Source organism: Microcoleus pseudofavosus SVA1_A4, from assembly GCF_036700565.1.
Taxonomy (GTDB): Bacteria; Cyanobacteriota; Cyanobacteriia; order Cyanobacteriales; family Microcoleaceae; genus Microcoleus.
This window is the reverse complement of the sequence record NZ_JAUBPE010000066.1, coordinates 25,595-47,396: the sequence shown is the minus strand read 5'-3', so window position 1 is coordinate 47,396 and position 21,802 is coordinate 25,595. Positions and strand designations below refer to the sequence as shown.

Sequence of the window (21,802 nt, the reverse complement as noted above, 5' to 3'; positions counted from 1 at the left end):
TGCCCAACAATAGCTCAAAACCTCTGCCCTAGTATTTCTGAGTATTTATACTCATCGCAAAAGTGACACGCTCCCTACCCTTTCAGCGTATTGTAATTAACCCCTGAGCGCTCGGCCACGTCTTGCAGCGTCCAGCCTTTTTCTTCTGCCAACTCTCGAATCTTTAGCCTAACTCGCCCCATTTGTGCGCCCTCAATCTTCCAAAACCTCAACTAAATCTTCCATTGTCACATCGAAGGCGCGCGCTATTTTGTAGACAGCAGAGAGATCGACTGTATTCAAAGCATCGCGTCGAGCGTAGCTTTTTACTGTGTTGTAATTGACTCCGGATCGATCGGCAACTTCTCTATATGTCCAACCTTTTTGTTCAGCTAGTTCTCGAATCCGCAGTCTCACGTATCCCATGTTTTGACTTGACGTGGGTGCATATATACCCGATAATATCTGTGTACACTTAAAACGATCGCCCTCCTAGCCTCGAAAACTTAAGGGCGATCGCTTTTCTACCACACCCCGCAAACGCGGGGAAGGATTACCCTATGATACCAACATCGAAGCCAAAATTAAACACTCATCCCTGGTGTATTGTGCGGCAATTGCCAAATATGCAGCGATTGGTGGTTGCTCGGTTCCACCGCCGGGGCGATGCAGAGGGATATATGCAGATTTTACGGCGGTTGTTGCCGGCGGCTAAACACGCGATCGTTTTTGATACGACAGGGGCCGAGAAATTGCCAGAAGTTCGATCGGCTCAATTAGATTGAATGCTGTAATTTGTTGATGGGGGCGATCGTATTTGACAATAAGTGCGATCGTTCCTATGTTATAGTTCAAAAGCCAACCCATAACCATACCCCACGCTAAAACTATCACCATTAAATCGATATATTTTAGTTTATTTATGGCTGGCTTCTTGGATTATATCCTTTATTATATTTCACATTTAAATTAAAATTTAATGGTAAACTGCCCTTTTCAATGATATGTAGGTGATATAATTGTGGCGTTGATGGTTTGAAGCCGCATTGGTTAGCTGATGCTGGGAACAGGATAATAAAAAACTATGCTACTGGTCAAAACAAAACTTGGTCTCAGTCCTATTCACGGTATTGGTCTCTTTGCAGCTCAGTTTATTTCAAAAGGTACTGTTACCTGGGAATACTCTCCCTGCTTTAATAAGTGTTATGAAGAGGTTGATGTTAAACATATGTCTCCTTCAGCAAAAGAGCAGTTTCTAAAATAGTAAGGATTCAGGTCACTGAACTCCTTGCTGGGCAAAGACTTTATATCTGGAGCTTGATGCTAAATAAATCTCTATTCTCAATAAATGACAAAAAATGACAGTTTTTCGTCCTTTATTGACAATAACCACGAAAGACAAAAACCCTTGTTTTGCCCTAAAACCCTTGCCAGACAAGCGTTGGAGCCGCAAGTTTTTAGACCTGAATCCTTACCTAAAATATGCCTATTTTGACAACCTCCTGTGTAAATATGTTCTTTGCTTTGACGACCAACGTTTCATAAATCATTGTTCTGATTCTCCTAATATTCTGTCTACTCTGCGACGAGACGTTGCAGCACGTGACATATACGAGGGAGAAGAAATTGTTTGCAACTATAACTGTTATGATGATACTCATTTTATACGTCTTGGTATTCAGGAGATCGCTGTGACACGCACCATTAATTAATACAATTAGCTAAAAAAAATCGGATAATTGTATTATTTGAGGTTAAGTTAAGCGATTGATAATGTCCCATGTACCTGCTATAATACCTTGAAAAAATACATTCATCTTGCATAAATAAAATGGCTTAAAAGTTAGCCATCGCGACAACAAGCAGTTTGAAATTCCTAATAATTTCAGTTAAACTAACAACTAGCCATTAGCAACTAACAACATAAGCTTTTTTTATGTTGACGGCGCACAATTTATTAACTATAATTACCAGGTCAGAAATAATAAAATTGTTACGCCTAACAGTTTTTCCCAAATAACCGTTAAACTATTCTAACCTGCGCGTCCCCAGCGTCGCAGGCTCAACCTATAGCTGTTAAGGATTCGTCCTAATTCACAGGAGCAAGATTTTAAAATATGCATCTGAGCGAACTGACTCACCCAAACCAATTACACGGCCTTTCGATTCATCAACTCGAACAAATTGCCCGACAAATTCGAGAAAAGCATTTAGAAACAGTAGCTGCCAGTGGCGGCCACCTCGGCCCAGGATTGGGTGTAGTCGAACTGACCTTAGCACTCTACCAGACACTCGACCTCGATCGCGACAAAGTTACCTGGGATGTCGGCCACCAAGCTTATCCTCACAAATTGATAACCGGCCGCTACAACCAATTTCACACCCTGCGCCAAAAAGACGGCGTTGCAGGCTATCTCAAGCGCTGCGAGAGCAAATTTGACCACTTCGGCGCCGGTCACGCTTCCACAAGCATTTCCGCAGCTTTAGGGATGGCGATGGCGCGCGACCTCAAAGGCGAAAACTTTAAAACTGTAGCAGTCATCGGCGACGGCGCATTGACTGGCGGCATGGCACTCGAAGCGATCAACCACGCAGGCCATATGCCGAAAACCAATTTGTTAGTTGTGCTCAACGACAACGAGATGTCAATCTCGCCCAACGTCGGCGCAATTACCCGCTATTTGAACAAGATGCGATTGTCGCCACCGGTGCAGTTTCTCAAAGATAACTTAGAGGAACAATTCAAACACATTCCCTTTGTCGGCGAAACTTTTACCCCAGAAATGGAACGCCTCAAAGAAGGGATGAAACGCTTGGCAGTCTCGAAAGTTGGAGCCGTAATTGAAGAATTAGGCTTTACTTACATGGGCCCGGTAGACGGACATAATTTGGAAGAGTTAATTGCCACTTTCAAACAAGCTCATACCATCCAAGGGCCGGTCTTAGTTCACGTTGTGACGGTGAAGGGCAAAGGATATGCGATCGCCGAAAAAGACCAAGTAGGATATCACGCCCAAAACCCGTTTAACTTAGCCACCGGCAAAGGCATTCCTTCCACCAAACCCAAGCCTCCAGCTTACTCGAAAGTCTTTGCCCACGCCCTGGTTAAGCTAGCACAAGATAATCCGAAAATTGTCGGTATTACCGCCGCAATGGCAACGGGAACTTGCCTAGACAAACTTCAAGAAAAACTGCCGAAACAGTACATTGATGTCGGCATTGCCGAACAGCACGCGGTAACATTATCCGCTGGTTTAGCCTGCGAAGAAATGCGCCCGGTAGTAGTAATTTACTCGACCTTTTTGCAGCGGGCGTACGACCAAATAGTTCACGATGTCTGCATCCAAAACTTGCCGGTTTTCTTCTGTTTGGATCGTGCGGGGATTGTCGGCGCAGACGGCCCCACCCACCAGGGAATGTACGACATTTCCTTCTTGCGGTGTCTGCCAAATATGACAATTATGGCGCCCAAAGACGAGGCAGAATTGCAGCGGATGGTAGTCACCGGAATCAACCACACCAGCGGCCCGATCGCCATGCGTTACCCGCGCGGCAACGGTTACGGCGTGCCTCTGATGGAAGAAGGTTGGGAAGAATTGCCGATCGGCAAAGCCGAAATCCTCCGCAACGGCGACGACTTGCTAATCTTAGGTTACGGTTCAATGGTTTATCCGGCGATGCAAACCGCCGAGATTTTGAGCGAACACGGCATAGAAGCAACCGTCATCAACGCGCGTTTTGTCAAGCCCTTAGATACCGAATTAATCTTGCCTTTGGCACAGCGAATCGGCAAAGTTATCACAATGGAAGAAGGCTGTTTGATGGGCGGCTTTGGTTCAGCAGTAGCCGAAGCTTTGCTGGACAATAATGTTGTCGTCCCCGTGATGCGGCTTGGCGTACCTGATACATTAGTAGATCACGCAACGCCAGAGCAATCCTTTGCCAGTTTAGGGTTAAATCCGTCGCAAATGTGCGATCGCATCTTAGCAACATTCAGCCGCAAACAGTCACCTGTTAGCGTCTAATTAGCTAGAATTGTAGGGTGGGCACTGCCCACCTTACTTAACTTTCACGGCACAAAAGGAGAATCAACAATGACTTATCTCAACCCAACTCGCACAGTACCCCGGAAAAGATTGCACCCAAAACGCACACGTTCTTCAGAAGAAATAGCCCAATGGTATGCTGAAAGAGAAGCATTTTATCAGCGCTGCAAACCTATTTTCGATCGCCTCAAACCAGAATTGATTAAAACTCACTACAACTGGTACATGGCAGTTGAACCCGACAGCGGGGAATATTTTATCGACAAGGATGATATGCTAGTTGCAAACATAGCCCATGAGAAATACCCGAAAGCTAAATTGCACGTCTTTCGGATCAATGAAACCGGAGTTTGTGGCACGATATGATTCAAGGAACATTTGGTGATGAGGATGAGCTATTTTTTGAAGTTGAATTAATTGCTGATAACGGCTTAGAATTACCTGTTGATGCTCTGCTAGATACAGGTTTTTCTGGCTGGTTAGCTATGAACGATCAAGATTTAGACGGACTTGATTGGACATATGTCAAACAAGAAAAAATGCGAACAGCTAAGGGAGAATTTAATTTCGATCTTTATGTCGGAAAAGTGCGTATTGATGACCAAGAGTTTGATATTCCAGTTCATGTAGGTGCAGGAGTACCGGAAATTTTAATCGGCCGCCAGTGGTTGAAAAATCGGCGGTTGGTAGTTGATATTTCAGCGGGTGTTTTGACATTGGAAGCGAGTTAAAAGCAATAGGAATCAGTTATAATATAAAGTCCTGCTACAAACCTAATTGCCAGAAATTTTCTGGGGTGACTTGAATGCGTGGTAGCGACAATAAAGAATCATCAAAACTGCTAAATTCTGACCCGTAAGATACACCAAAAGTATACCCACTCGCTCCAATTAAATGCGCTACAATTGGATCGACATCCCCGTAGGGATAGGCAAAATATCTAACAGATTTCCCCAATCCTCGTTCCAAAATCTCACAGGATTTCGCCCCCTCCCGCACAATTTCTGTCGGCGACAATGCAGTCAGAGGTTGATGAGTCGCAGACATAGAACCGAATTCAATCCCTGCATCCCGCAGTTGCCGAATTTCCTGCCATCTCATTAACTGCACTTCTTCAAATTCGGCTTTTTCCCAACTATTTGTCTTTCCTATTGACTCCGCTACTAGAAAAACAGTTGCTGCAAAATCAAAGCGTTTTAGCAGAGGCCAAACATATTGGAAAAAGTCGAGATAGCCGCCGTCAAAAGTCATCAATACAGCCTTACCGGGTAAAGGAGTTCGATCCCGTTTCGCACTTCGCCAATCTTCCCAACTCGCACTGTAATAACCATGCTCTTTAAGATTTTGTAAGTGCTGTTCAAAAACCTGCGGAGTAATTGCCTCTAAACCGTCAGGATAAATGCGGCGGTAGGCGAGAATCGGCAGCCTTTCTGTAACGCTATGATTGTCCAAAACTTGAGGTTTCACCGAGTGAGAAACTTCTCTATACGGCGCTTTTCGCCAAATGATTTCCGGTGCGTAAAATACTTGCTTTGGCAGCTCGTTTTCTCTGGGAATTTGCATTGTCGGTTCCCCCGCGATTGCCGCCGCTGACGCGATTTCCCGCAGCGCAGCCGCCGGGAGTGCGGCCCGGCGGCTGGCACTCGTCCCGATCGCACCTTCGCGCCTGCCAAATATCACCGCATCTTGCGGGTAAATGCCCCCAGAACCCGGTGCATTCAACCAGTCGGGCAAATTAGACCTTTGTTGAGCACAAGAGGCTAGGCGCGATCGCAGCGACATCTCGCCGTTGAGCGGTTTGCCCACCAAAGCTTCTCGCACGCTGGCGACGCACAACTCAAAACCGCTATTTCGAGTAATTGTCGATCGCAATTTTTGAGCAGAAACAAAATTATTTTCCACCGCAACAGTGACAATATCGACAGCAACGCCGCCTACTTTCACCAGCACGTCAATTTCCGAAAGCTCAACTTTTATATTAGCAAATTCCTCGCTAACTTCTAAGGCAATCAATTTTTTTTCGAGCGTAATTGTTGGGACTTTCTCTGCTATTTCTGGCTTGTAGAAATCCTCCAAATGCCAATGAGGACGACGCCATAATTCTTGCAAAAATAGCGTCCAGTCATTTTTCTTGTGCAATGGTTCCAGCAAAGTTTCCCACAATTTATTGCCTCTTTCGCAGCGATTGCGTTGAAAGAAGCGATCGAGAATTTGCCAAGCAAACTGGGCTGCAACCGCATCAGCCAACACCGAACCCGCAACCATGCACTCGCAGACTGGCAATTCAATAATACCGAGTTGAATTCCTTCTAATTTGATGGTACAGCAGAGGGTCTCGCATATTTGCAAAACGTAAATATCAGAAATTGGTTCGCTCACTTCCACCGCAACTTTCCAGGCCATTTCACGCTTGACTCGCTTAATCTTATCCAAAATATATCTAATTTCATTTCTATTAAAAATTTTATGATATTTGTGAACGTTACTCGTTTTGATATCTCTCTCAATTCCTTTATGCCAAGGTAGATTTAAACTAAGATTCGCGGCTTTTTCTTGATAATCAACGAGCATTTTGCCGTCATATTCAATGCCTATAAATTTACAAATTTCTCCTAATGTTTTTGTTTTGTCGTCTAAAAGTTCCTCATACTTAACTAATATATGATTTGATTTATTAACATATTTGTGGCTAGTTAACATCGCGTGTTCCCAGCGACCGATACAGTGGTTTAAATCCCAACCAGCGCCCCACAACTCGTTAAAACTCCTAGTAGCGTCATACATAGAAGCTATTGTATCCATACCGTTTCGCAAAATATGTATGAACTTTGCATCGGGCAAAAAGTGCTCTATGTCATCAATAAAATACATATGTTCCGGCGTTTTTTCCAACCAAATGCTTTTTTTTTGTTCCGCAGCCAAACCATCCAAAACTCGGACAAACCAACTAGCTTTAGTTTCGACAGTTTGACTGTCATCAAAATCTTTCAAAAGTTCAGGACGCTTAATCTCATCCTTAAAAAAAGCTTCCATCCTACTTGGCAACTTTCCCGCAAACTGATCGTACAGCAAATAGTGAAAAAACTTAGATTCAGGAAAAGAAATAACTTCGGGATGAGCGGCTAATAAACTTTGAAGAATTGTTGTGCCACTGCGAGGGGCTCCCACTAAAAATATCCGTTTCATTTTTATAATTTATAAATTGCTTGTGAATGAGATTTTTTTTAATGAACCGCTGAGAACGCAGAGGACACAGAGGGAGAGAAGAAAGAGGTATGATTCATCTTCCTCTCTGCGCTCTCTGCGGTTACAAACTCTTTTCCTATTTATACTTTATAAATTGCTTGTGAATGAGATTTTTTTTAAAATGAACCGCTGAGAACGCAGATGACACAGAGGGAGAGAAGAAAGAGGAAGAGAAAAAAAGAGGTATGATTCATCTTCCTCTCTGCGCTCTCTGCGCTCTCTGCGGTTAAAAAATCTTTTCCTAACTCCAACTAAAATCCTCCTTCAACAAATCAGAAAGTTCCCGATTATAAGGTTCAAAATACTTGCTCAACTCTTGTTCGATCGCCTCCGGCATTTTACTATAATCCTCAACAGTATTAACCTCGTATTCTTTAACTGCGCTAGCACTAATATCCAAGAAATCCAATACCTCAGAAAATACTTTCCCCGGATTTGCCTGAAAATCCTCGCTCTTCAAAATCAGCAACTGTTCCCTTGGGAAATAATCGAGCCAATTCTTGATTTGTTCTACATAAATTCCCCGCGACAAATAGGAATAATGCTGGTGATTGAAACTGTAATAACCATCATCAGAGCGAATTTTCTCTATTTCACCTTTTAGCCGATCGGGTTCTGAAGCGATCGCCTTTTCAAAATCTAGCTTTTCGCAGCCGATCGCCACTTCTAAATTATAGTGCAACCAAGCCCGTTTCACCGGGTTTCGCAGCATTACAATCAGCTTAACATCCGGGAAACACTTGTAAACTCGCTCCGCCACCAAAGGATGATAAACATAGTAAGCAGTCATCTCCCCCAGCAAAACCTTGTCACCCGCAACACTCCGCGTTAACTGCTTGCTGTACCACTCAATTCCCCGGTCAAAATTCAATTCAAAAAAGTGGATATCTCTCAGTCCTTCTTTAATAATTTGTAGGTGATTTTCCAGATAACCATACAAAGCTTCCGCGCTGCACTTTTGAGCACCAAGAATTAAAAAATCTGGCTTTTGTTTGTTTTTTAACTGAGTTGAAATCTTGGCATAGCTGGGATTGTTTTTATTCAAAGCGTGAGTGATTTTAGGTTTTTCTGGTAAATCTAGTACCTCCATTTTGCCCTGAAACTCCCAGCGGTATGGCGGACAAAGAATCGTTTTTTGATGTACGGTCGATCGCACGTACAGCGGATAAACGTGCCAGTGATAGTCGTAGGCGTAAGCCCAACTCTTTTCGTAAACCCCAGCATTCACATAATACTGACCGTTACCCAAATCTAATCTATCCAAATGCAGCCTAATCTTGCCCTCACCTTTAGCTAAGGGAACCAATCGACCCATTTGATTCGTATTAGTATCGAAACAACTTTGCCCATCTTCCCGGCTAATTGTCACCCCAAAAATAGCAGCAGGAATAGACTTGGGTACAGAATAATGAATCTCAATAGTAACAGAATCGCCGCTGTCTATTTCCTCATCCGGCAACACTTTAACATCCGTAATTTCTACTTCCAAAGAACCGAATCGATTGTCATTGATTCGCAGTTGCGAACCCGTACTTGTAACTTCAGGAGGACGCATGGGAGTGCGTTTTTCGGTTTCCGATCGCATTTCCGACAAATACTGACCTGCCACCACTTCCGGTTCCCCGTAAGCGACGATTTCACCGGATTTTAGCCACAAAGCCCGATCGCACATTTTCTGAATTTGCGCCGCGTTGTGAGAAATCAAAACAATCGCACATCCTTGAGTCTTAAATTCAGTTATCTTATTCAAACATTTAGCTTGAAAAGCCACATCACCAACCGACAAATGTTCATCAACTAACAGCACTTCTGGATCGGTGTGCACCGCCACCGAAAAACCCAGCCGCATTTGCATCCCCGTACTGTAAGTCCGCATCGGGCTGTCAATAAACTGTTGCAATTCTGCAAATTCAACAATATCATCAAACCTGCGCGCCGCTTCCCGGCGAGTCAAACCGGCCACCACCGCCCCCACAAACACATTTTCTCGCCCTGTTAAATCTGAGTGAAAACCCGCACCCAAATCCAACAAACCGCCAATTTTGCCGTTAACTTTAACAGTTCCTTCCTCAGCGTGACCGATACCGCCAATAAGTTGCAGTAGCGTCGATTTACCCGCCCCGTTCTTGCCGAGAATTCCCAGCATTTCCCCAGGGGAAACACTAAAACTCACGTCTCGCAGCGCCCAAAAATGAGCTTGCGGTTTCATCCGCCGCCACCCCCACAAAGCCGCCTCCATAATCGTAAAAGGTCGATCGGCACTGTAGCGGTTGAAACGTTTCCCCAAACCCTTGACAACAATAGCCTGACGCATTTACAATTCCTCCACAAAAGTATTGCTTTGCCGTCTAAAAATTGCCAGTCCGATCGGCAAAATAACAGCCACAACCAAGCTCACAATTAACAGCGCCTGCCAATCCGGCTGCGTACCTTTGAGCAGTATGGCGCGGTAAGCTTCGATCAGTGGCACCATCGGATTTAACTGATATAAAGGCTGAAATTCTTTCGGGACGCTGTTGAGGTCGTAGAAAATCGGAGTTAGGTAAAATAGCATCTGCAAAAGGACGCCCAAAGTGTGCTGAGTATCGCGAAAAGTGACATTCAAAGCGGCGAGGGGATAAGCCAAACCGACTGTCAAAACAAACTGAATAACCATCAGCAGCGGTAATACAAACAGCACTGAACTCGGCTGAATGCCATCAACTGCCAGAAAGATAATTAACACCGGCAAAGCTAACAGAAAGTGAATTAGCCCCGTCATCGTCGTGACTACCGGCAAAATTGCCGTGGGGAAATTCGGCTGTCTGATTAGCGCTTTATTGCTGGTAATTAATCCCGTTGCTTGAAATAATGCGGTTTGAGACCAAGTCCAGATTAACAAACCGCTGAAAGCAAAGGAAGAAAATTGCGGAATGTTAATCGGTATAACAGAGCGAAACACAAAGGAAAATACAGCTAACTGCAACAGCGGATTGATTAAAGTCCAAGCAATCCCCAAAGCCGATCGCTTGTAAAGTAATTTCATATCGCGATCGACCAACACCCGCAGCAAATCGAAGAAATGAGCGATTTTGCGCCTGTAAACCAGCCTTCGAGAACTTCTCACCGCACACCCCCGGCGACTTGCGGCGCTTGGGGCTGCGGCTGCTCTTCCGGCTCGATCTCAGCTAACTGCTGCGCCTGCAACTGCGCTTTTCTGTAAGCAAAAGGACTGTCTAGAGCTCCCAGCAGCTCGCTGACTACCAACTTGCGCGGGAGCAAACCCGGAGCCTTCAAGCGGCGCACCAGCCACCAACCGAACCAATTAAACATAGCAAATTTCAAAATTTCCAGGCGCGGCACAGTACGGTTGCGATCGCACGTCAGCAAATAAGCCCCAAAACCGCGCCCGTTATCCTGCAACTGCTTGCTCAAAGCCTTGTCGCTGCGCCGGTGCAAGTGCCACACCAAAGCGCTCGGCTCGTAAAAAGTGGCGTATCCCTTCGCCAAAATCCGATGAAACATCTCAATATCTCCACCACCGCGAGTCGCAGTGCCCACATCGAGAGCAACGTCAAAATTACCAACTTCCGCGAAAACTTGCCGCCGGAAAGCCATATTCGCACCCACGCCGTATTTGCTCGCCCACAGCAACTCCTGCACAGAAAGCTCGCTACCGTTGAATTTGCGGCTGTCGAGGTATTGCAGCATTCCGCCGTAGATCAGTTCAAATTGCTGTTGCGCCACGGTTTCCAGTTCGGCGGCCGCCACTAAACCGCTCACGGCCATAATTTCTGGGTCCGCAAAAGCCGAAGCTATCCCCCGCAGCCAACCGCGATCGGGCCGCACGTCGTCGTCAGTAAAAGCAATAATCTCGTGCCGCGCTTCAGCGATCCCGCGATTGCGCGCCCAGTCTAATCCTGGCCGTTCTTCTTTGACGTAGCGTACTGGTAGTCGCGCGACCAATTCAGCGGTGCTGGTGTTTGCAGGAGCGTTGTCTATAACGATAATTTCGCGGTGGGGATAGTCGAGTGCGAGCAGAGCTTCCAGAGCGCCTTTGAGCAAATCTGTGCGATCGCGCGTGCAGATGACAACACTAATCGGCGGCAGGTGGCGATCCGCCACTGCTTCAGAAACAGCGCCGAACTGCTCTTCTAAAGTCGATCGCACCAACTCTTTGCCTAACTGATCCACAATTGTTTGTCGCACTCGATCGGCGGAAATTGTTTGTTCCCAGGGATTGTTACTAACATAAGCCCAGCCGCGAGGCCGTCCCCGGTAGCGAACTAAAATGCGAACTCCTTCGTATTGTTCGAGTTGCCGAATCGGATTAATCTCTTCGGTAAACTCAATTTCCATCACTTTTATTGCCATTTCTTGCTCCTAAAAATTTTGCAGCGGGAACTCGATAAAAAGTTTTGACTTTTGACTTTTAAGTTGGGGGTTGCAATTTCTCAATTTCCCAACTTTTGAGGTTTGACTTTTTGGTTTAAATTCCCCTACTTAAGTATATGGGTACGAAAAAATAATATCTTCTAGGGGCAGGTTTAGCTAAGGATTGCCAGATAGTTAGCGAGAAGATGAATGCACTCACCCGCCCGACCCCTGTAATGTTTATTTGCACCTACCTACTCAGTCATTAATTGCTAACTCGTAACTTTCAAAAGCAACTATTGGCTTTTCCTCGATCGTTTCAGCAGTGCGGGGCCGAGGCATACCGTTAACCCCGATCGCCCGAGCCAGGGGTTCGGCAAAGTGAAGCGCCAGAATCGAGCGCAAGTGAGCGCCCCGCAGCGGTTCCATCCCCGCTTGCGGAAAAATGTGGCCGACTCTCAGTTGGTCGTAATACAGGTAAACCCCAGCCGGTCGTTCCGCGTCCAGCAGGTTTTCTGCCTCGAACCAACCTTGCTGCAAATCGATGTTAATTTCATGTCCGCCCAAATCAGCACGGGCCGGGCCTCCTTGCATAAAACTAGAAATTGCCGATCGACTTTTGATCTCATCAATCACACCCCGCAAATACCAATAACCGCGCAATTTTGCCCGCAACCACCGCCAAGTTTCCCGCATCCCCAAGCTTTCGAGCAAATCTAGGGATTTCCTGACTCCCACAGCCAGCCAATCCACAACCGCCGGCCAGAAAAACGCGACCGCCACCAAAATCTTGTCTATCCAAGAATAAGGAGTTTCGTAGTCTTTTATGTGCAGCGTCGGTCTGAGTTCCGGGTGTCGCTGACCGATCAAAACATCCGAGCGCCCTTCCTGACGAGAGCGGCGGAAAGAGCGATCGAGATTGTTGGTTTCGTGTTCGTAATGATAGCCCACTGCTTCAGGAGCCAGAACAAAAGATACATCAGCTTTCAGCAAGCGCAGCCCAAACTCGTAATCTTCCCCGCCGCAGTTGGCGAAAGCCGAATCGAAGCCATCGAGACGAGCAAACAGTTCTGCATCCAGAGAAAGGTTGCCGCTGAGCAAATCTTGGTAGTGGAACCGGTGATCCGAGCGGCTCATCTGGTAAAATTTTTCCTCCCACCAAGCCCGCACTTCTACATCAAAAAATCTGGTTCCTCCCTGCAACTTTGGCGGGTAAGGGCCCATGACAGCGCAGCCCGGACGTTCTTGGTGAGCGCGCACGTGGCTTTCCACCAGCAGCGGCATTGCTTCAATGTCATCATCTAGAAATAACAGCAATTCTCCGGTAGCAGCGGCTGCTCCGGTGTTGCGGGCGATGGAAGCACTGCGGCAATTTACCTCGATCGCCTGCAGTTTAAACGGAGCTTTGTATTCTTGTAACATTGCCAAAGTATCGTCAATGCAGCTATCTGCGACTACCGTAACTTCCATCAGGTCGATCGGATAAGTCTGCGAGTGCAAAGCTTCCATTGCCCGCCGCAGCGAAGAACTTCGGTTGTGGCTGGGAATAATAACGCTGACAGTTGGATTTTCTTTGTTCATATTGGTTATTCGTAATTGGTTATTCGTAATTGGTTATTGGTTATTGGTTATTGGTTATTGGTTATTGGTTATTGGTTATTGGTTATTCATAATTATCAACAACTAATAACAAACATAGAACAACCAACAACTAATTAACGATCCATGCCCCATGCCCCATGCCCCATGCCCCATGCCCAATAACTAACTAATGACTTCTTCCTTAATTTCTTGCAACCGCTTCCTTGACGCAAAATAAGCCATCGGGCCGCTAATGCAGCCCCGCAATTGAGCCAACAGCAAATCTATCGGAACCGCATCCGGTTGCTTTCGCATTGAAGCAATTAATTCTGGAATTTGCTTGTAACGCAGCCATGCCAAAGCTAACAGAGGCACGCTAAATTCTCTGTTGACCACAAATATCCGCGTCCAGAAAGCATAGACTCCGATTCCGTAGCATTGCAGCAACTTGCGTAATTCTTCCCAGCTACGGCGGTGGCGGTGCCAGCTCACAGCTCTGGGTTCGTAGACAATGCGGTAGCCCGCGCGCAAAATGCGCGCAAACATTTCGCTGTCTGAACCGCACTTAGCCGGTGTGCCCACGCCCAAAGCTTGGTCAAAGAGCCCTATGCAGTCGATCGCACTTTTCCGCAAAGCCATACTCCCCGAAACCCCCACAGGAGCCACCATCAGCGGATTGCAGTGCGCCCCGTCAAAAACTCGGCGCTCGAAGCCCTGCCCGTAGGCGCTGTAGCGCTCAAACCATTCTTGCGCTTCCGTTTCCAGTTCTAGGGGCATTAGTAGCCCCGTGACACACGTCACTCGCGGATCTCTAAAATTTCGCAAAAGCGATCGCAGCCAGTTCGGATCGGGTACTGCATCGTCATCTGTAAACGCTACGAATTCGTGTTTAGCTTCGCGTAAAGCTCGGTTGCGGGCGGAGCTCTCCCCCGCTACGTCTTCGCGCACATAGCGGATTTTTGGGTAATTTTTGATTAATTCACTGCTGGCGTCAGTAGCCGGACAATTGTCAATTACCAGGTATTCCTGACCGTCATCTGGCAGCAGCATCAGCGCGTCGAGACAGCGCCGCAAATCTTCCGGTCGATCGCGCGTGCAAACCGCTACTGTGGCGATCGGCATTGCCTGCACGGGCCCGCGTTCGTCCCATGCTAGGGCTTCGTAGAGCCAATTTTTCCAAAGGTTCTCGCCCGTAGCGTTCATCAGTATTTCCCGTAATTCGTCACCGTCAATGCGACCTCCGCCTACGGTAACAGTCGCTTGACCGATCGGCTTTCCGTGCAGTCGAATTAAAACCAGGGCTTTGCTGTAACGTTCCTCAACCGCAATTTCTGGCGGAAGTTTGGAGATTTCCAGGTCAAGAATAGCTGTTGCCATGAGTTATGAGATTGTAGATTTTAGATTTTAGATTTTAGGTTGCGAAAAACTCATACATACTCAGTATTTTACCGGATGTATTTTAGCCTTCATTGTTGTAGGGATAGCAACTTATCAATACCATACTTGCTGCTCGCCGATCGCGAATCAAACATAAAGCCTCATTTTTGTGATTGCTGTTATTTATTTTTACTTTCGATTACCCGCTAATGTCAAGTTTTTTTCAGAGATAATTTTTACCGCCGAAGATAACTTTTTGCTTAATTTCTTGCAACCACTTCCTTGACGCAAAATAAGCCATCGGCCCCCTAATGCAGCCCCGCAATTGAGCCAACAGCAAATCACTAGGGATAGAATCCGGTTGCTTTCGCACTGAAGCAATTAATTCAGGAATTTGCTTGCAACGCAGCCATTCCCAAGCTAACAGAGGCACGCTAAATTCTCTGTTGACCACAAACATCCGCGTCCAGAAAGCATAAACTCCGATTCCGTAGCCTTGGAGCGTTTTTTGCAATTCTTCCCTGGTGCGGCGGTGGCGGTGCCAACTCAAAGCTCTCGGCTCGTAGACGATGCAGTAGCCCGCGCGCAAAATGCGGGCAAACAGTTCGCAGTCTTCCCCTCCGACAGTGGGCGTTCCCGCCCCCAAAGCTTCGTCAAAAGAGCCGATAAAGTCGATCGAACTTTTCCGCAAAGCCATACTCGCCGACACCCCCACCGGAGAGACTATCAGCGGGTTGCACTGCGCCCCGTCAAAAACTCGGCGATAGAAGCCCCGCCCGTGGGGGCTGTAGCGCTCGAACCATTCTTGCGCTTCGGTTTCGAGTTCCAAGGGCATGATTAGCCCCGTGACGCACATAACTCGCGGATCGCTGAAATTTTGCAACAGCGATCGCAGCCAATTCGGATCGGGGGCCGCATCATCATCTGTAAACGCTACGAATTCGTGTTTAGCTTCGCGTAAAGCTCGGTTGCGGGCGGCGCTGGAGCCCGGTACGTCTTCGCGCACGTAGCGGACTTTTGGGTAATTTTTGATTAATTCACTGCTGGCGTCGGTAGCCGGACAATTGTCAATTACTAAGTATTCCTGACCGTCGTCGGGCAGCCGCATAAACGCTTCAAGAGTGCGCCGCAAATCTTCCGGGCGATCGCGCGTGCAAACCGCTACAGTGGCGATCGGCCTTGCCTGCACGGGCCCCCGCTCATCCCATGCGAGGGCATCGTAGAGCCAAATTTTCCACAAGTTGTCACCAGCAGCATTCCTCAGTGTTTCCCGCAATTCGTCACCGACAATGCGACCTCCGACTACGGGCAAAAGAGCTTGACCGATCGGTTTTCCCTGAAGTCTAATTAAAATCAAGGCTTTGCTGTAACGATCCTCAACCGTAATTTCTGGCGGGAGTGTGTAGAGGTCTAGGTCGAGAATAGCTGTTGCCATTAGTTATGCCATCTTATATTTTAGATTTTAGATTTTAGGTTGCGAAAAACTCATAGATACTCAGTATTTTACCGGATGTATTTTAGCCGCAATTATTTTAGGGATAGCAACTGATCAATGCCATACTTGCCGCTCGCCGAGCGCGAATCAAACATAAAGCCTCATTTTTGTTATTGCTGTTATTTATTTTTACTTTCGATTACCCGCTGATGTCAAGTTTTTTTCCTACAGAATTTTTACCGCCGAAAACCATCGCCCGGATCTGCTTGTGTCAATTGCAGGTGTTATTGGCGGCTGGCCCGCCACCAAGTCTCGCAATTCATGCCAAATCTAAAGACCCGATTTTTTGAGAAAACCGGGTTTGTGCGATCGATCGTTTCAGCATTAATAGGACTCGCGGTCAACTGGCACACTCGAATCGACTTGTAGGTGATCTACTACTTTGATTATGAACAGATTATCAAGGGTGTAGGATAGTATATCGCCTTACTAATTGTGACACTTGCCCTTAGTCCTGATTAACAAAACTTGAACAAATTTTAAGCCCAAACAGAGCATCGAACCTGCTAAGCAGGTCGGTGGGAAAATTATTAATTATGTAATACAACATTAAGTGGGGTGATTCAAGTTAAATTTAATACGTTGTGTACGGTAGTTTCCTTTTTTTCTCTAACCTCTACCCAATGAATTACGGCATAAGCAAGCTCTAATTCATCATCAAATATTTGCCCTGGAATTCATCTTTTTTGACCTGCGCTAACTCCAATTCAATTCGATTCATTTTCCAACAAGATTTGGGCAAAAAGAAGATGTATAGCAATCCTAAATCATTTGTGAATTTCTTACTCCCTCCCCTTAGCAAGGGGAGGGTTGGGGTGGGGTAAAAAATTTACGACTCCTGCAAGGATTGCTATATAAACCCTGGCTTTCCCACTTCGACCATAACTGTTGGACTTCATGACATCGGTGTATGAGACCATTGTCCTGTACTATTACATACTTGGGTTTTTTCTCACCGAATTACTTATAGGACTCGCGGCCAACTGGCACACTCGAATCGACTTTTAGGATGCTCTACTACTTTGATTGCGAACGGATTATCAAGAGTTTTGGATAGTAGAGAACCTTACTAATTGTGACACGCTTGCCTTAGTCCTTACTTAGCTGGTTGTAACTCACATCTTGCACCATTCTCAAGAACAGGCTTTCCGGCCTGTTCCACAAAGAGTGAATTTTCTTGCGGAACAGGCCGGAAAGCCTGTTCCTAAACAAGTAATTGAGAATGGTGCAACATCTCAGTTGTAACCCATTTCATAAGTTACATTGCTCACCTTCATCCGCGCACCCCTACCCTTGAGGGCCGAGATCCGAAAACGCTTGTCAGTATTGCTGTAAGCGCCGGAACCGCTAGCAGAAGCTTTGATTTTTGTGCCGCAATTAGCAGCTACATCGGTAATCAATTTTGCCTGATTGCTCGCATCGCTGGTAGCATCGCCACGGGGTACAAAGCAAACATCCGATTGAAACCGACATTTTTGCTGCCAACTTGGCTGCGAGTGCTGCGGGGATAGGGAACAATATTCTCGCCAAAACTTGAATTGTAATCGTTGCTATCGAGATAAAAGTCAATTTCAGCGTCGTATGCTTGCTCGTTGTATAGGCGAACGTGCTCGGAAATCTCCGCTTGATATTGAGGCGCTCGACCTCACAAATGTTTGAAGTTGAGTTCGACAAATCGGTAAGGAGAAGCTGTTTCAAAAAAACGGGTGCCGTACATCTCAGATTTGGCGATCGCCCGCACGAAGTCGCCCACCGAAATGCTACGATCGCACAACAGAGATTCTGCACTCGTCAAACGCTCGCTCTCCATCACCTGAGCGTTGCCCAAAACCTGCCCCTAGGCGGCCCGCATCGCGATTTGGATCTCTTCCAAACCGCTCGTCGGCCACAGTTCAACTGGCGAGTCCGAAAAAGCATCAATTCCGAATTTTACTGCTGGTGCTCTACTGACCATTTTTACTTTTTCCCCATCCTTATTCGGCTCTCTGGAACTTACGGTGATATTTTTACCTAATTAGAGAAGCAAGCTAATACGCGCTCTCGAAAGTTATCTTGCGTTATAAAAGCCACATCCTTGTCGCATAATCAACTTAATTCGATTGTTAATTACTGACATCACTCCACTTGTTATGCAATGCCAGAAAGTAGTTACCAATTTCCTCAAAATGATTGATAATTGTCAAGGCAGCTTCTTCAAAAAATATCGGGTCATAATTCAGCCGCTGCTTGAGCTTTTTGTGCGCCATCTTGACGATCGTATTAGTTTGATATATTTCCCGAAACTCTTCCTTCCTCTCCTACGCAATTCTCAAGCATTCTGATTTTTTCAAGGTCGCTGCCCACCTTTGAATTTGCCCGGAATTAAGGTTGCTCCCATTACTCAACAATAAATATTTGCTACCTCTAAGCTGTTCAGCATTTAAATTGTATGTCAAAAAACAATCAAACTATTGTGGGGTGTCCCGCCCGCCTCGACTATGCAATTTAAATGCGCGACAGCTTATCTGTAATTCCTACTGCTCGACGCAACTTATTCAAGCCTTTATTAACGGCTTTCATCACGTGGAAACCGTCAATAACAAGTTTCGCGGGAATAGCGGTAATAAGGCACTCTATCTTCAAATAAGGTGACGCCCAATTGAGATGCAGATCCAAAAGCCATTTAAACTCTCTCCTGGATAGCCGCAAGTTTTGCTTAAAAAATGTATCAAACTTTTACAAATAAACAGAGCGAACTCATAAAGTCGCTATTTGCCCTGACAGCAGCAGTTAGCTAGCACGAGTCGGGTTCTCTCAGTTTTGATTGGACTATACACGGCCCACAAAACCAGATAGATGAAGATTTGTAAAGTTTTGTCAACATCTTTGGGCTGCTGAATTAAAATCTTCTCATAAAAAAGACTAGCTTTTAGCGGGCGCAAATTGTGAAAAAAGGTTGAAAACTCAGAGTATAATATCGAGTTCGCTGCTCTTACAAGGTGCAATAAAATGTAACTTTTGAGGCAAGAACCAGTAGCATTAACTTTGTCGAAGGCCGAATGCCCAAAAGCCTTTGATAAACCGGGTTTTTTTTACCGGGAGCGAGGGCGGCAACAAAGTCTTTTCGTCCATCTTTCCCCGGTTTCTGCGTCCGGGACTGAACTCAATCGACTGAATGCAGTCGCGACCGATGTTTAAATCTGGCGATACTGCAAGTTTCGCGCAAAGCAGGGAGCTAACCGCAGTGATGGATCTCGATTGTTTACCTTACGGCGCAGGCCACGCACAGGAAGGGGTCTGTCTGCTAGTCCGAATGGGGCCGCACCGCATTTTACTCGACTGCGGTGTAGAGGATATCGCCCCCCTGTCAGCGACACTAAATCGATCGCTGCCAGCCGATTTCGTGGTGTGCAGCCACGCCCACTCCGACCACGCCAGAGGTTTGCTAGCACTCCATCAATCTTTCCCCCACTTGCCAATTTACGCCAGCGAAGTGACAGCGCGACTGCTACCGCTCAACTGGCCGTCTCTGGCTACTGAGCCGGAGTCCCGGTTCTGTCAGGCACTTCCCTGGCAGTCGCCGATCGAACTGCGCCGGGGACTGAGCGTGCAGTTGTTCCCGTCGGGCCATTTGCCCGGAGCGGCGACTGTGCTGCTGACTTATGCCGCCCCCCACCGCACCTACACCCTGGTTTATACCGGCGACTTTTTTCTGTCCAATTCTCGTTTGGTGGAAGGTTTGCCGCTGGGAGAACTCCGGGGTATGAAGCCGGATGTCTTAATTGTCGAAGGCAGTTACGGCACGGCGCGCCACCCTCACCGCCGACAACTGGAAAATCAGTTAGCCGATCGCATCCACCGCGCCATCGCCGACGGGTACTCGGTACTGCTGCCGGCGCCTGCCCTCGGTTTGGGTCAAGAACTGCTGATGCTACTCCGCAGCCACCACTACTTTACCGGCCGCGACTTGGATATTTGGGTGGACGGCACTGTCGCCGACGGGTGCGACGCTTATCTGGAACTGCTGCCCCAATTTCCCACCGCCGTCCAAAATTTTGCTCTGCACCAACCTTTGTTTTGGGACGAAAGGGTGAAACCCCGCGTCCGCCGGCTGTCTGCCGAACAGCGCCCCGGATTGGGTTCCACGCCGTGTATTGTGATTACAGACAAGTTTACTGATTTGGGTTTGTACGTTGCCGATCGCACAATTCCTTGGATTTTGCTCGCACCTCAAAAACCCGGATATCCCGTCAGGGAATGGCTGGGCAACTGGCCCGAATCTGGAGTCAGAAGCGTTGAAACTTATCTGCTAGCCGAACACTGCGACGGCCCGGGGACTACGCAGCTCATCCACAATTTGCGTCCCCAGCACGTAATTTTGATCCACGGTTCCCCTGCATATTTGGCTGACTTGGCTAACTTGGACGAGCTGCGAAACCGCTACCAGTTGCACACTCCGGCGGCTGGAACACTTGTCGAACTGCCGATCGGGGAAATGTTTTTGCAGCCCGCTATCCCGGAAACTAACTATGAGGGAGAACTCAGCGAATTGGGGACAGAGGTAGCAATTAGCTTGCCGAGTCCGATTACAGCCGATCCTCGGTGGGCCAATTTTGCCGATACCGGTTTGGTAGAAGCGCGCTGGCAAGGCGAAGAACTGGTACTGCGCGGCCTCTCCCAGCGGGAACTGCTTTTTCAAGGCGGTGCCGTTCAAGCCAACCTCGAATGCTGCGGCAATTGCCAGCACTACCGCGGCCAGCGCTGTTGGAACCAGTCCAGTGCTTTGTTTGGCTTTAAAGTTACCCCCGACGGTTTCTGTCCGGTGTTTGAAGCGATACCGGAGTCCGAACTTTTCCTAGATGGGGAAACAGACGGCGAATAAGCTGTCGGGCACCTCGAAACCAGCCAGCAGGCCTGTGATATCAAACCCGGTAGCATCGGAATTAATATTACCGAAATCAGGACACCGCGAGTGCCTAAGTCGCTACAATTAATCTGGGTAGTCCAAGGGCACGGCGCCGTGTCCTTGGTATCATTCCGATGCAACCGGAAACGATAGGAAAACAACAGAACAGTCCTGGACGCACCCAGACAAAAAACCCCGTTTAAGCAGGGGTAAGCTATCGCGCATTGAGTTTTTAAACTGCGAATTTTTAAACTACTGTGTACTTAAGCTTTTGTGGGGTGGGCAGGAGAGCCCGCCATAAAGCTTAAATTTAAAGACAAAATAGCTTATTTGGCCACCAGCCAGAAGATTTTTGGCCTAAACCGGGTTTTTTGCGTAATTCCTCCAGAAAAAAGGGATAAAAGTCGTTTTCTTTTCTCTCAAGTTTTCCTTGTGCCTCAAGCGCGAGATCGAAACTATTCCAAATTCGAGTCCGGGTAGTGATTGCGAATTTGTTCGGCTTCGGGACAATCGTCAGAAACTAGGGGTTCGCAGTTAGTTCTGGACACCGAAGCCAACTTCTGGGACACAGCTCCAATACTTTCGAGACGCACCATTTCTTCCCAGGAGCTAATTTCATCTTCTTCGTCGGTTTCGTAGCGCAGCGTGACTAGATCCCCTTCAATATCTAGGATACGAGCGCGCTCTATCCAACGTTGCTGATCTCGAAGAAAAATAGAAACCTCACGACCATCACAACAGAGTTGATAGATTTTGCGCTGTAGCATTTGTCAGTTCTCCTGCGCAGTGTAACTTGCTTAAAATATGGTCTGTTTACAGTAACGTACTTTGGGTTTTACA

General features: G+C 47.0%; 18 protein-coding genes and 1 pseudogene. 7 read left to right on the top strand and 12 right to left on the bottom strand.

Annotated features, from left to right (window positions below):
* Nucleotides 1–192: 192 nt before the first annotated feature.
* Nucleotides 193–405 (bottom strand): helix-turn-helix domain-containing protein, encoded by a 213-nt coding sequence (locus QUA02_RS24290; RefSeq protein ID WP_333031585.1) that lies wholly within the window; start codon nt 403–405, stop codon nt 193–195.
* A 134-nt stretch (nt 406–539) separates the two neighbouring features.
* On the opposite strand from QUA02_RS24290, the gene QUA02_RS24285 reads away from it, so the two are divergent.
* The 5 genes from QUA02_RS24285 (at nt 540) to QUA02_RS24265 (ending at nt 4,756) form a co-directional block, all read left to right on the top strand.
* Nucleotides 540–764 (top strand): hypothetical protein, encoded by a 225-nt coding sequence (locus QUA02_RS24285; RefSeq protein WP_333031583.1) that lies wholly within the window; start codon nt 540–542, stop codon nt 762–764.
* Nucleotides 765–1,063: 299 nt separating this feature from the next.
* Nucleotides 1,064–1,243 carry an SET domain-containing protein gene (locus tag QUA02_RS24280; RefSeq protein ID WP_333031581.1) on the top strand — a complete coding sequence of 60 codons (180 nt, stop codon included), beginning with the start codon at nt 1,064–1,066 and terminating at the stop codon, nt 1,241–1,243.
* An 853-nt stretch (nt 1,244–2,096) separates the two neighbouring features.
* Nucleotides 2,097–4,004: a 1-deoxy-D-xylulose-5-phosphate synthase gene (gene dxs, locus QUA02_RS24275; protein ID WP_333031578.1), complete on the top strand. Its 1,908-nt coding sequence runs from the start codon at nt 2,097–2,099 to the stop codon at nt 4,002–4,004.
* 69 nt (nt 4,005–4,073) lie between these two features.
* A complete protein-coding gene (locus QUA02_RS24270) occupies nt 4,074–4,391 on the top strand; it encodes a hypothetical protein (protein WP_333031576.1) in 318 nt (105 codons plus the stop codon).
* The gene (locus QUA02_RS24265; RefSeq protein WP_333031573.1) at nt 4,388–4,756 is read left to right on the top strand and encodes an aspartyl protease; all 369 of its coding nucleotides are present in this window, start codon (nt 4,388–4,390) and stop codon (nt 4,754–4,756) included. The genes QUA02_RS24270 and QUA02_RS24265 overlap by 4 nt, the downstream gene beginning before the upstream one ends.
* A 34-nt stretch (nt 4,757–4,790) precedes the next feature.
* Here the strand turns inward: QUA02_RS24265 and QUA02_RS24260 are convergent, their stop codons facing one another.
* The 7 genes from QUA02_RS24260 to QUA02_RS24230 form a co-directional block, all read right to left on the bottom strand.
* Nucleotides 4,791–7,211 (bottom strand): sulfotransferase, encoded by a 2,421-nt coding sequence (locus tag QUA02_RS24260; RefSeq protein WP_333031572.1) that lies wholly within the window; start codon nt 7,209–7,211, stop codon nt 4,791–4,793.
* 301 nt (nt 7,212–7,512) lie between these two features.
* The gene (locus QUA02_RS24255; RefSeq protein ID WP_333031569.1) at nt 7,513–9,585 is read right to left on the bottom strand and encodes a Wzt carbohydrate-binding domain-containing protein; all 2,073 of its coding nucleotides are present in this window, start codon (nt 9,583–9,585) and stop codon (nt 7,513–7,515) included.
* The gene (locus QUA02_RS24250) at nt 9,586–10,377 is read right to left on the bottom strand and encodes an ABC transporter permease (RefSeq protein ID WP_333031568.1); all 792 of its coding nucleotides are present in this window, start codon (nt 10,375–10,377) and stop codon (nt 9,586–9,588) included. It lies immediately after the preceding gene.
* Nucleotides 10,374–11,624: a glycosyltransferase family 2 protein gene (locus QUA02_RS24245; RefSeq protein WP_333031567.1), complete on the bottom strand. Its 1,251-nt coding sequence runs from the start codon at nt 11,622–11,624 to the stop codon at nt 10,374–10,376. The genes QUA02_RS24250 and QUA02_RS24245 overlap by 4 nt, the downstream gene beginning before the upstream one ends.
* 258 nt (nt 11,625–11,882) lie before the next feature.
* Nucleotides 11,883–13,205, bottom strand: coding sequence for a glycosyltransferase family 2 protein (locus tag QUA02_RS24240; protein WP_333031564.1), 1,323 nt, complete (start codon nt 13,203–13,205; stop codon nt 11,883–11,885).
* Between the two features lie 183 nt (nt 13,206–13,388).
* The gene (locus QUA02_RS24235) at nt 13,389–14,582 is read right to left on the bottom strand and encodes a glycosyltransferase family 2 protein (RefSeq protein ID WP_333031561.1); all 1,194 of its coding nucleotides are present in this window, start codon (nt 14,580–14,582) and stop codon (nt 13,389–13,391) included.
* A 223-nt stretch (nt 14,583–14,805) separates the two neighbouring features.
* Nucleotides 14,806–16,017 carry a glycosyltransferase family 2 protein gene (locus QUA02_RS24230; protein ID WP_333031559.1) on the bottom strand — a complete coding sequence of 404 codons (1,212 nt, stop codon included), beginning with the start codon at nt 16,015–16,017 and terminating at the stop codon, nt 14,806–14,808.
* Between the two features lie 209 nt (nt 16,018–16,226).
* Here QUA02_RS24230 and QUA02_RS24225 point away from each other — a divergent pair, with 209 nt between their 5' ends.
* Nucleotides 16,227–16,367, top strand: coding sequence for a hypothetical protein (locus QUA02_RS24225; protein WP_333031556.1), 141 nt, complete (start codon nt 16,227–16,229; stop codon nt 16,365–16,367).
* Between the two features lie 945 nt (nt 16,368–17,312).
* Here QUA02_RS24225 and QUA02_RS24220 read toward each other — a convergent pair.
* The 3 genes and pseudogenes from QUA02_RS24220 to QUA02_RS24210 form a co-directional block, all read right to left on the bottom strand.
* Nucleotides 17,313–17,477, bottom strand: coding sequence for a hypothetical protein (locus QUA02_RS24220; RefSeq protein WP_333031553.1), 165 nt, complete (start codon nt 17,475–17,477; stop codon nt 17,313–17,315).
* Nucleotides 17,474–17,887, bottom strand: a pseudogene (locus QUA02_RS24215) (phycobilisome rod-core linker polypeptide). The gene QUA02_RS24220 and the pseudogene QUA02_RS24215 overlap by 4 nt, the downstream one beginning before the upstream one ends.
* A gap of 292 nt (nt 17,888–18,179) precedes the next feature.
* Nucleotides 18,180–18,323 (bottom strand): hypothetical protein, encoded by a 144-nt coding sequence (locus tag QUA02_RS24210; RefSeq protein WP_333031552.1) that lies wholly within the window; start codon nt 18,321–18,323, stop codon nt 18,180–18,182.
* A 980-nt stretch (nt 18,324–19,303) separates the two neighbouring features.
* Here QUA02_RS24210 and QUA02_RS24205 point away from each other — a divergent pair.
* Nucleotides 19,304–20,938 (top strand): MBL fold metallo-hydrolase, encoded by a 1,635-nt coding sequence (locus QUA02_RS24205; RefSeq protein WP_333031587.1) that lies wholly within the window; start codon nt 19,304–19,306, stop codon nt 20,936–20,938.
* Nucleotides 20,939–21,417: 479 nt separating this feature from the next.
* On the opposite strand, the gene QUA02_RS24200 is transcribed toward QUA02_RS24205, so the two are convergent.
* Complete coding sequence (locus QUA02_RS24200) at nt 21,418–21,729, bottom strand: DUF6679 family protein (RefSeq protein WP_006633466.1); 312 nt, start codon at nt 21,727–21,729, stop codon at nt 21,418–21,420.
* Between the last annotated feature and the right edge of the window lie 73 nt (nt 21,730–21,802).

Excerpts from the sequence above, each read along its gene's own strand:
- QUA02_RS24280 (WP_333031581.1), top strand. The coding sequence starts at position 1,064 with ATGCTACTGGTCAAAACAAAACTTGGTCTCAGTCCTATTCACGGTATT.
- dxs (WP_333031578.1), top strand. The coding sequence starts at position 2,097 with ATGCATCTGAGCGAACTGACTCACCCAAACCAATTACACGGCCTTTCG.
- QUA02_RS24205 (WP_333031587.1), top strand. The coding sequence starts at position 19,304 with ATGGATCTCGATTGTTTACCTTACGGCGCAGGCCACGCACAGGAAGGG.
- QUA02_RS24285 (WP_333031583.1), top strand. The coding sequence starts at position 540 with ATGATACCAACATCGAAGCCAAAATTAAACACTCATCCCTGGTGTATT.
- QUA02_RS24290 (WP_333031585.1), bottom strand. The coding sequence starts at position 405 with ATGGGATACGTGAGACTGCGGATTCGAGAACTAGCTGAACAAAAAGGT.
- QUA02_RS24270 (WP_333031576.1), top strand. The coding sequence starts at position 4,074 with ATGACTTATCTCAACCCAACTCGCACAGTACCCCGGAAAAGATTGCAC.
- QUA02_RS24240 (WP_333031564.1), bottom strand. The coding sequence starts at position 13,205 with ATGAACAAAGAAAATCCAACTGTCAGCGTTATTATTCCCAGCCACAAC.
- QUA02_RS24235 (WP_333031561.1), bottom strand. The coding sequence starts at position 14,582 with ATGGCAACAGCTATTCTTGACCTGGAAATCTCCAAACTTCCGCCAGAA.
- QUA02_RS24200 (WP_006633466.1), bottom strand. The coding sequence starts at position 21,729 with ATGCTACAGCGCAAAATCTATCAACTCTGTTGTGATGGTCGTGAGGTT.
- QUA02_RS24245 (WP_333031567.1), bottom strand. The coding sequence starts at position 11,624 with ATGGCAATAAAAGTGATGGAAATTGAGTTTACCGAAGAGATTAATCCG.
- QUA02_RS24225 (WP_333031556.1), top strand. The coding sequence starts at position 16,227 with ATGTCAAGTTTTTTTCCTACAGAATTTTTACCGCCGAAAACCATCGCC.
- QUA02_RS24210 (WP_333031552.1), bottom strand. The coding sequence starts at position 18,323 with ATGGCGCACAAAAAGCTCAAGCAGCGGCTGAATTATGACCCGATATTT.
- QUA02_RS24255 (WP_333031569.1), bottom strand. The coding sequence starts at position 9,585 with ATGCGTCAGGCTATTGTTGTCAAGGGTTTGGGGAAACGTTTCAACCGC.
- QUA02_RS24260 (WP_333031572.1), bottom strand. The coding sequence starts at position 7,211 with ATGAAACGGATATTTTTAGTGGGAGCCCCTCGCAGTGGCACAACAATT.
- QUA02_RS24265 (WP_333031573.1), top strand. The coding sequence starts at position 4,388 with ATGATTCAAGGAACATTTGGTGATGAGGATGAGCTATTTTTTGAAGTT.
- QUA02_RS24230 (WP_333031559.1), bottom strand. The coding sequence starts at position 16,017 with ATGGCAACAGCTATTCTCGACCTAGACCTCTACACACTCCCGCCAGAA.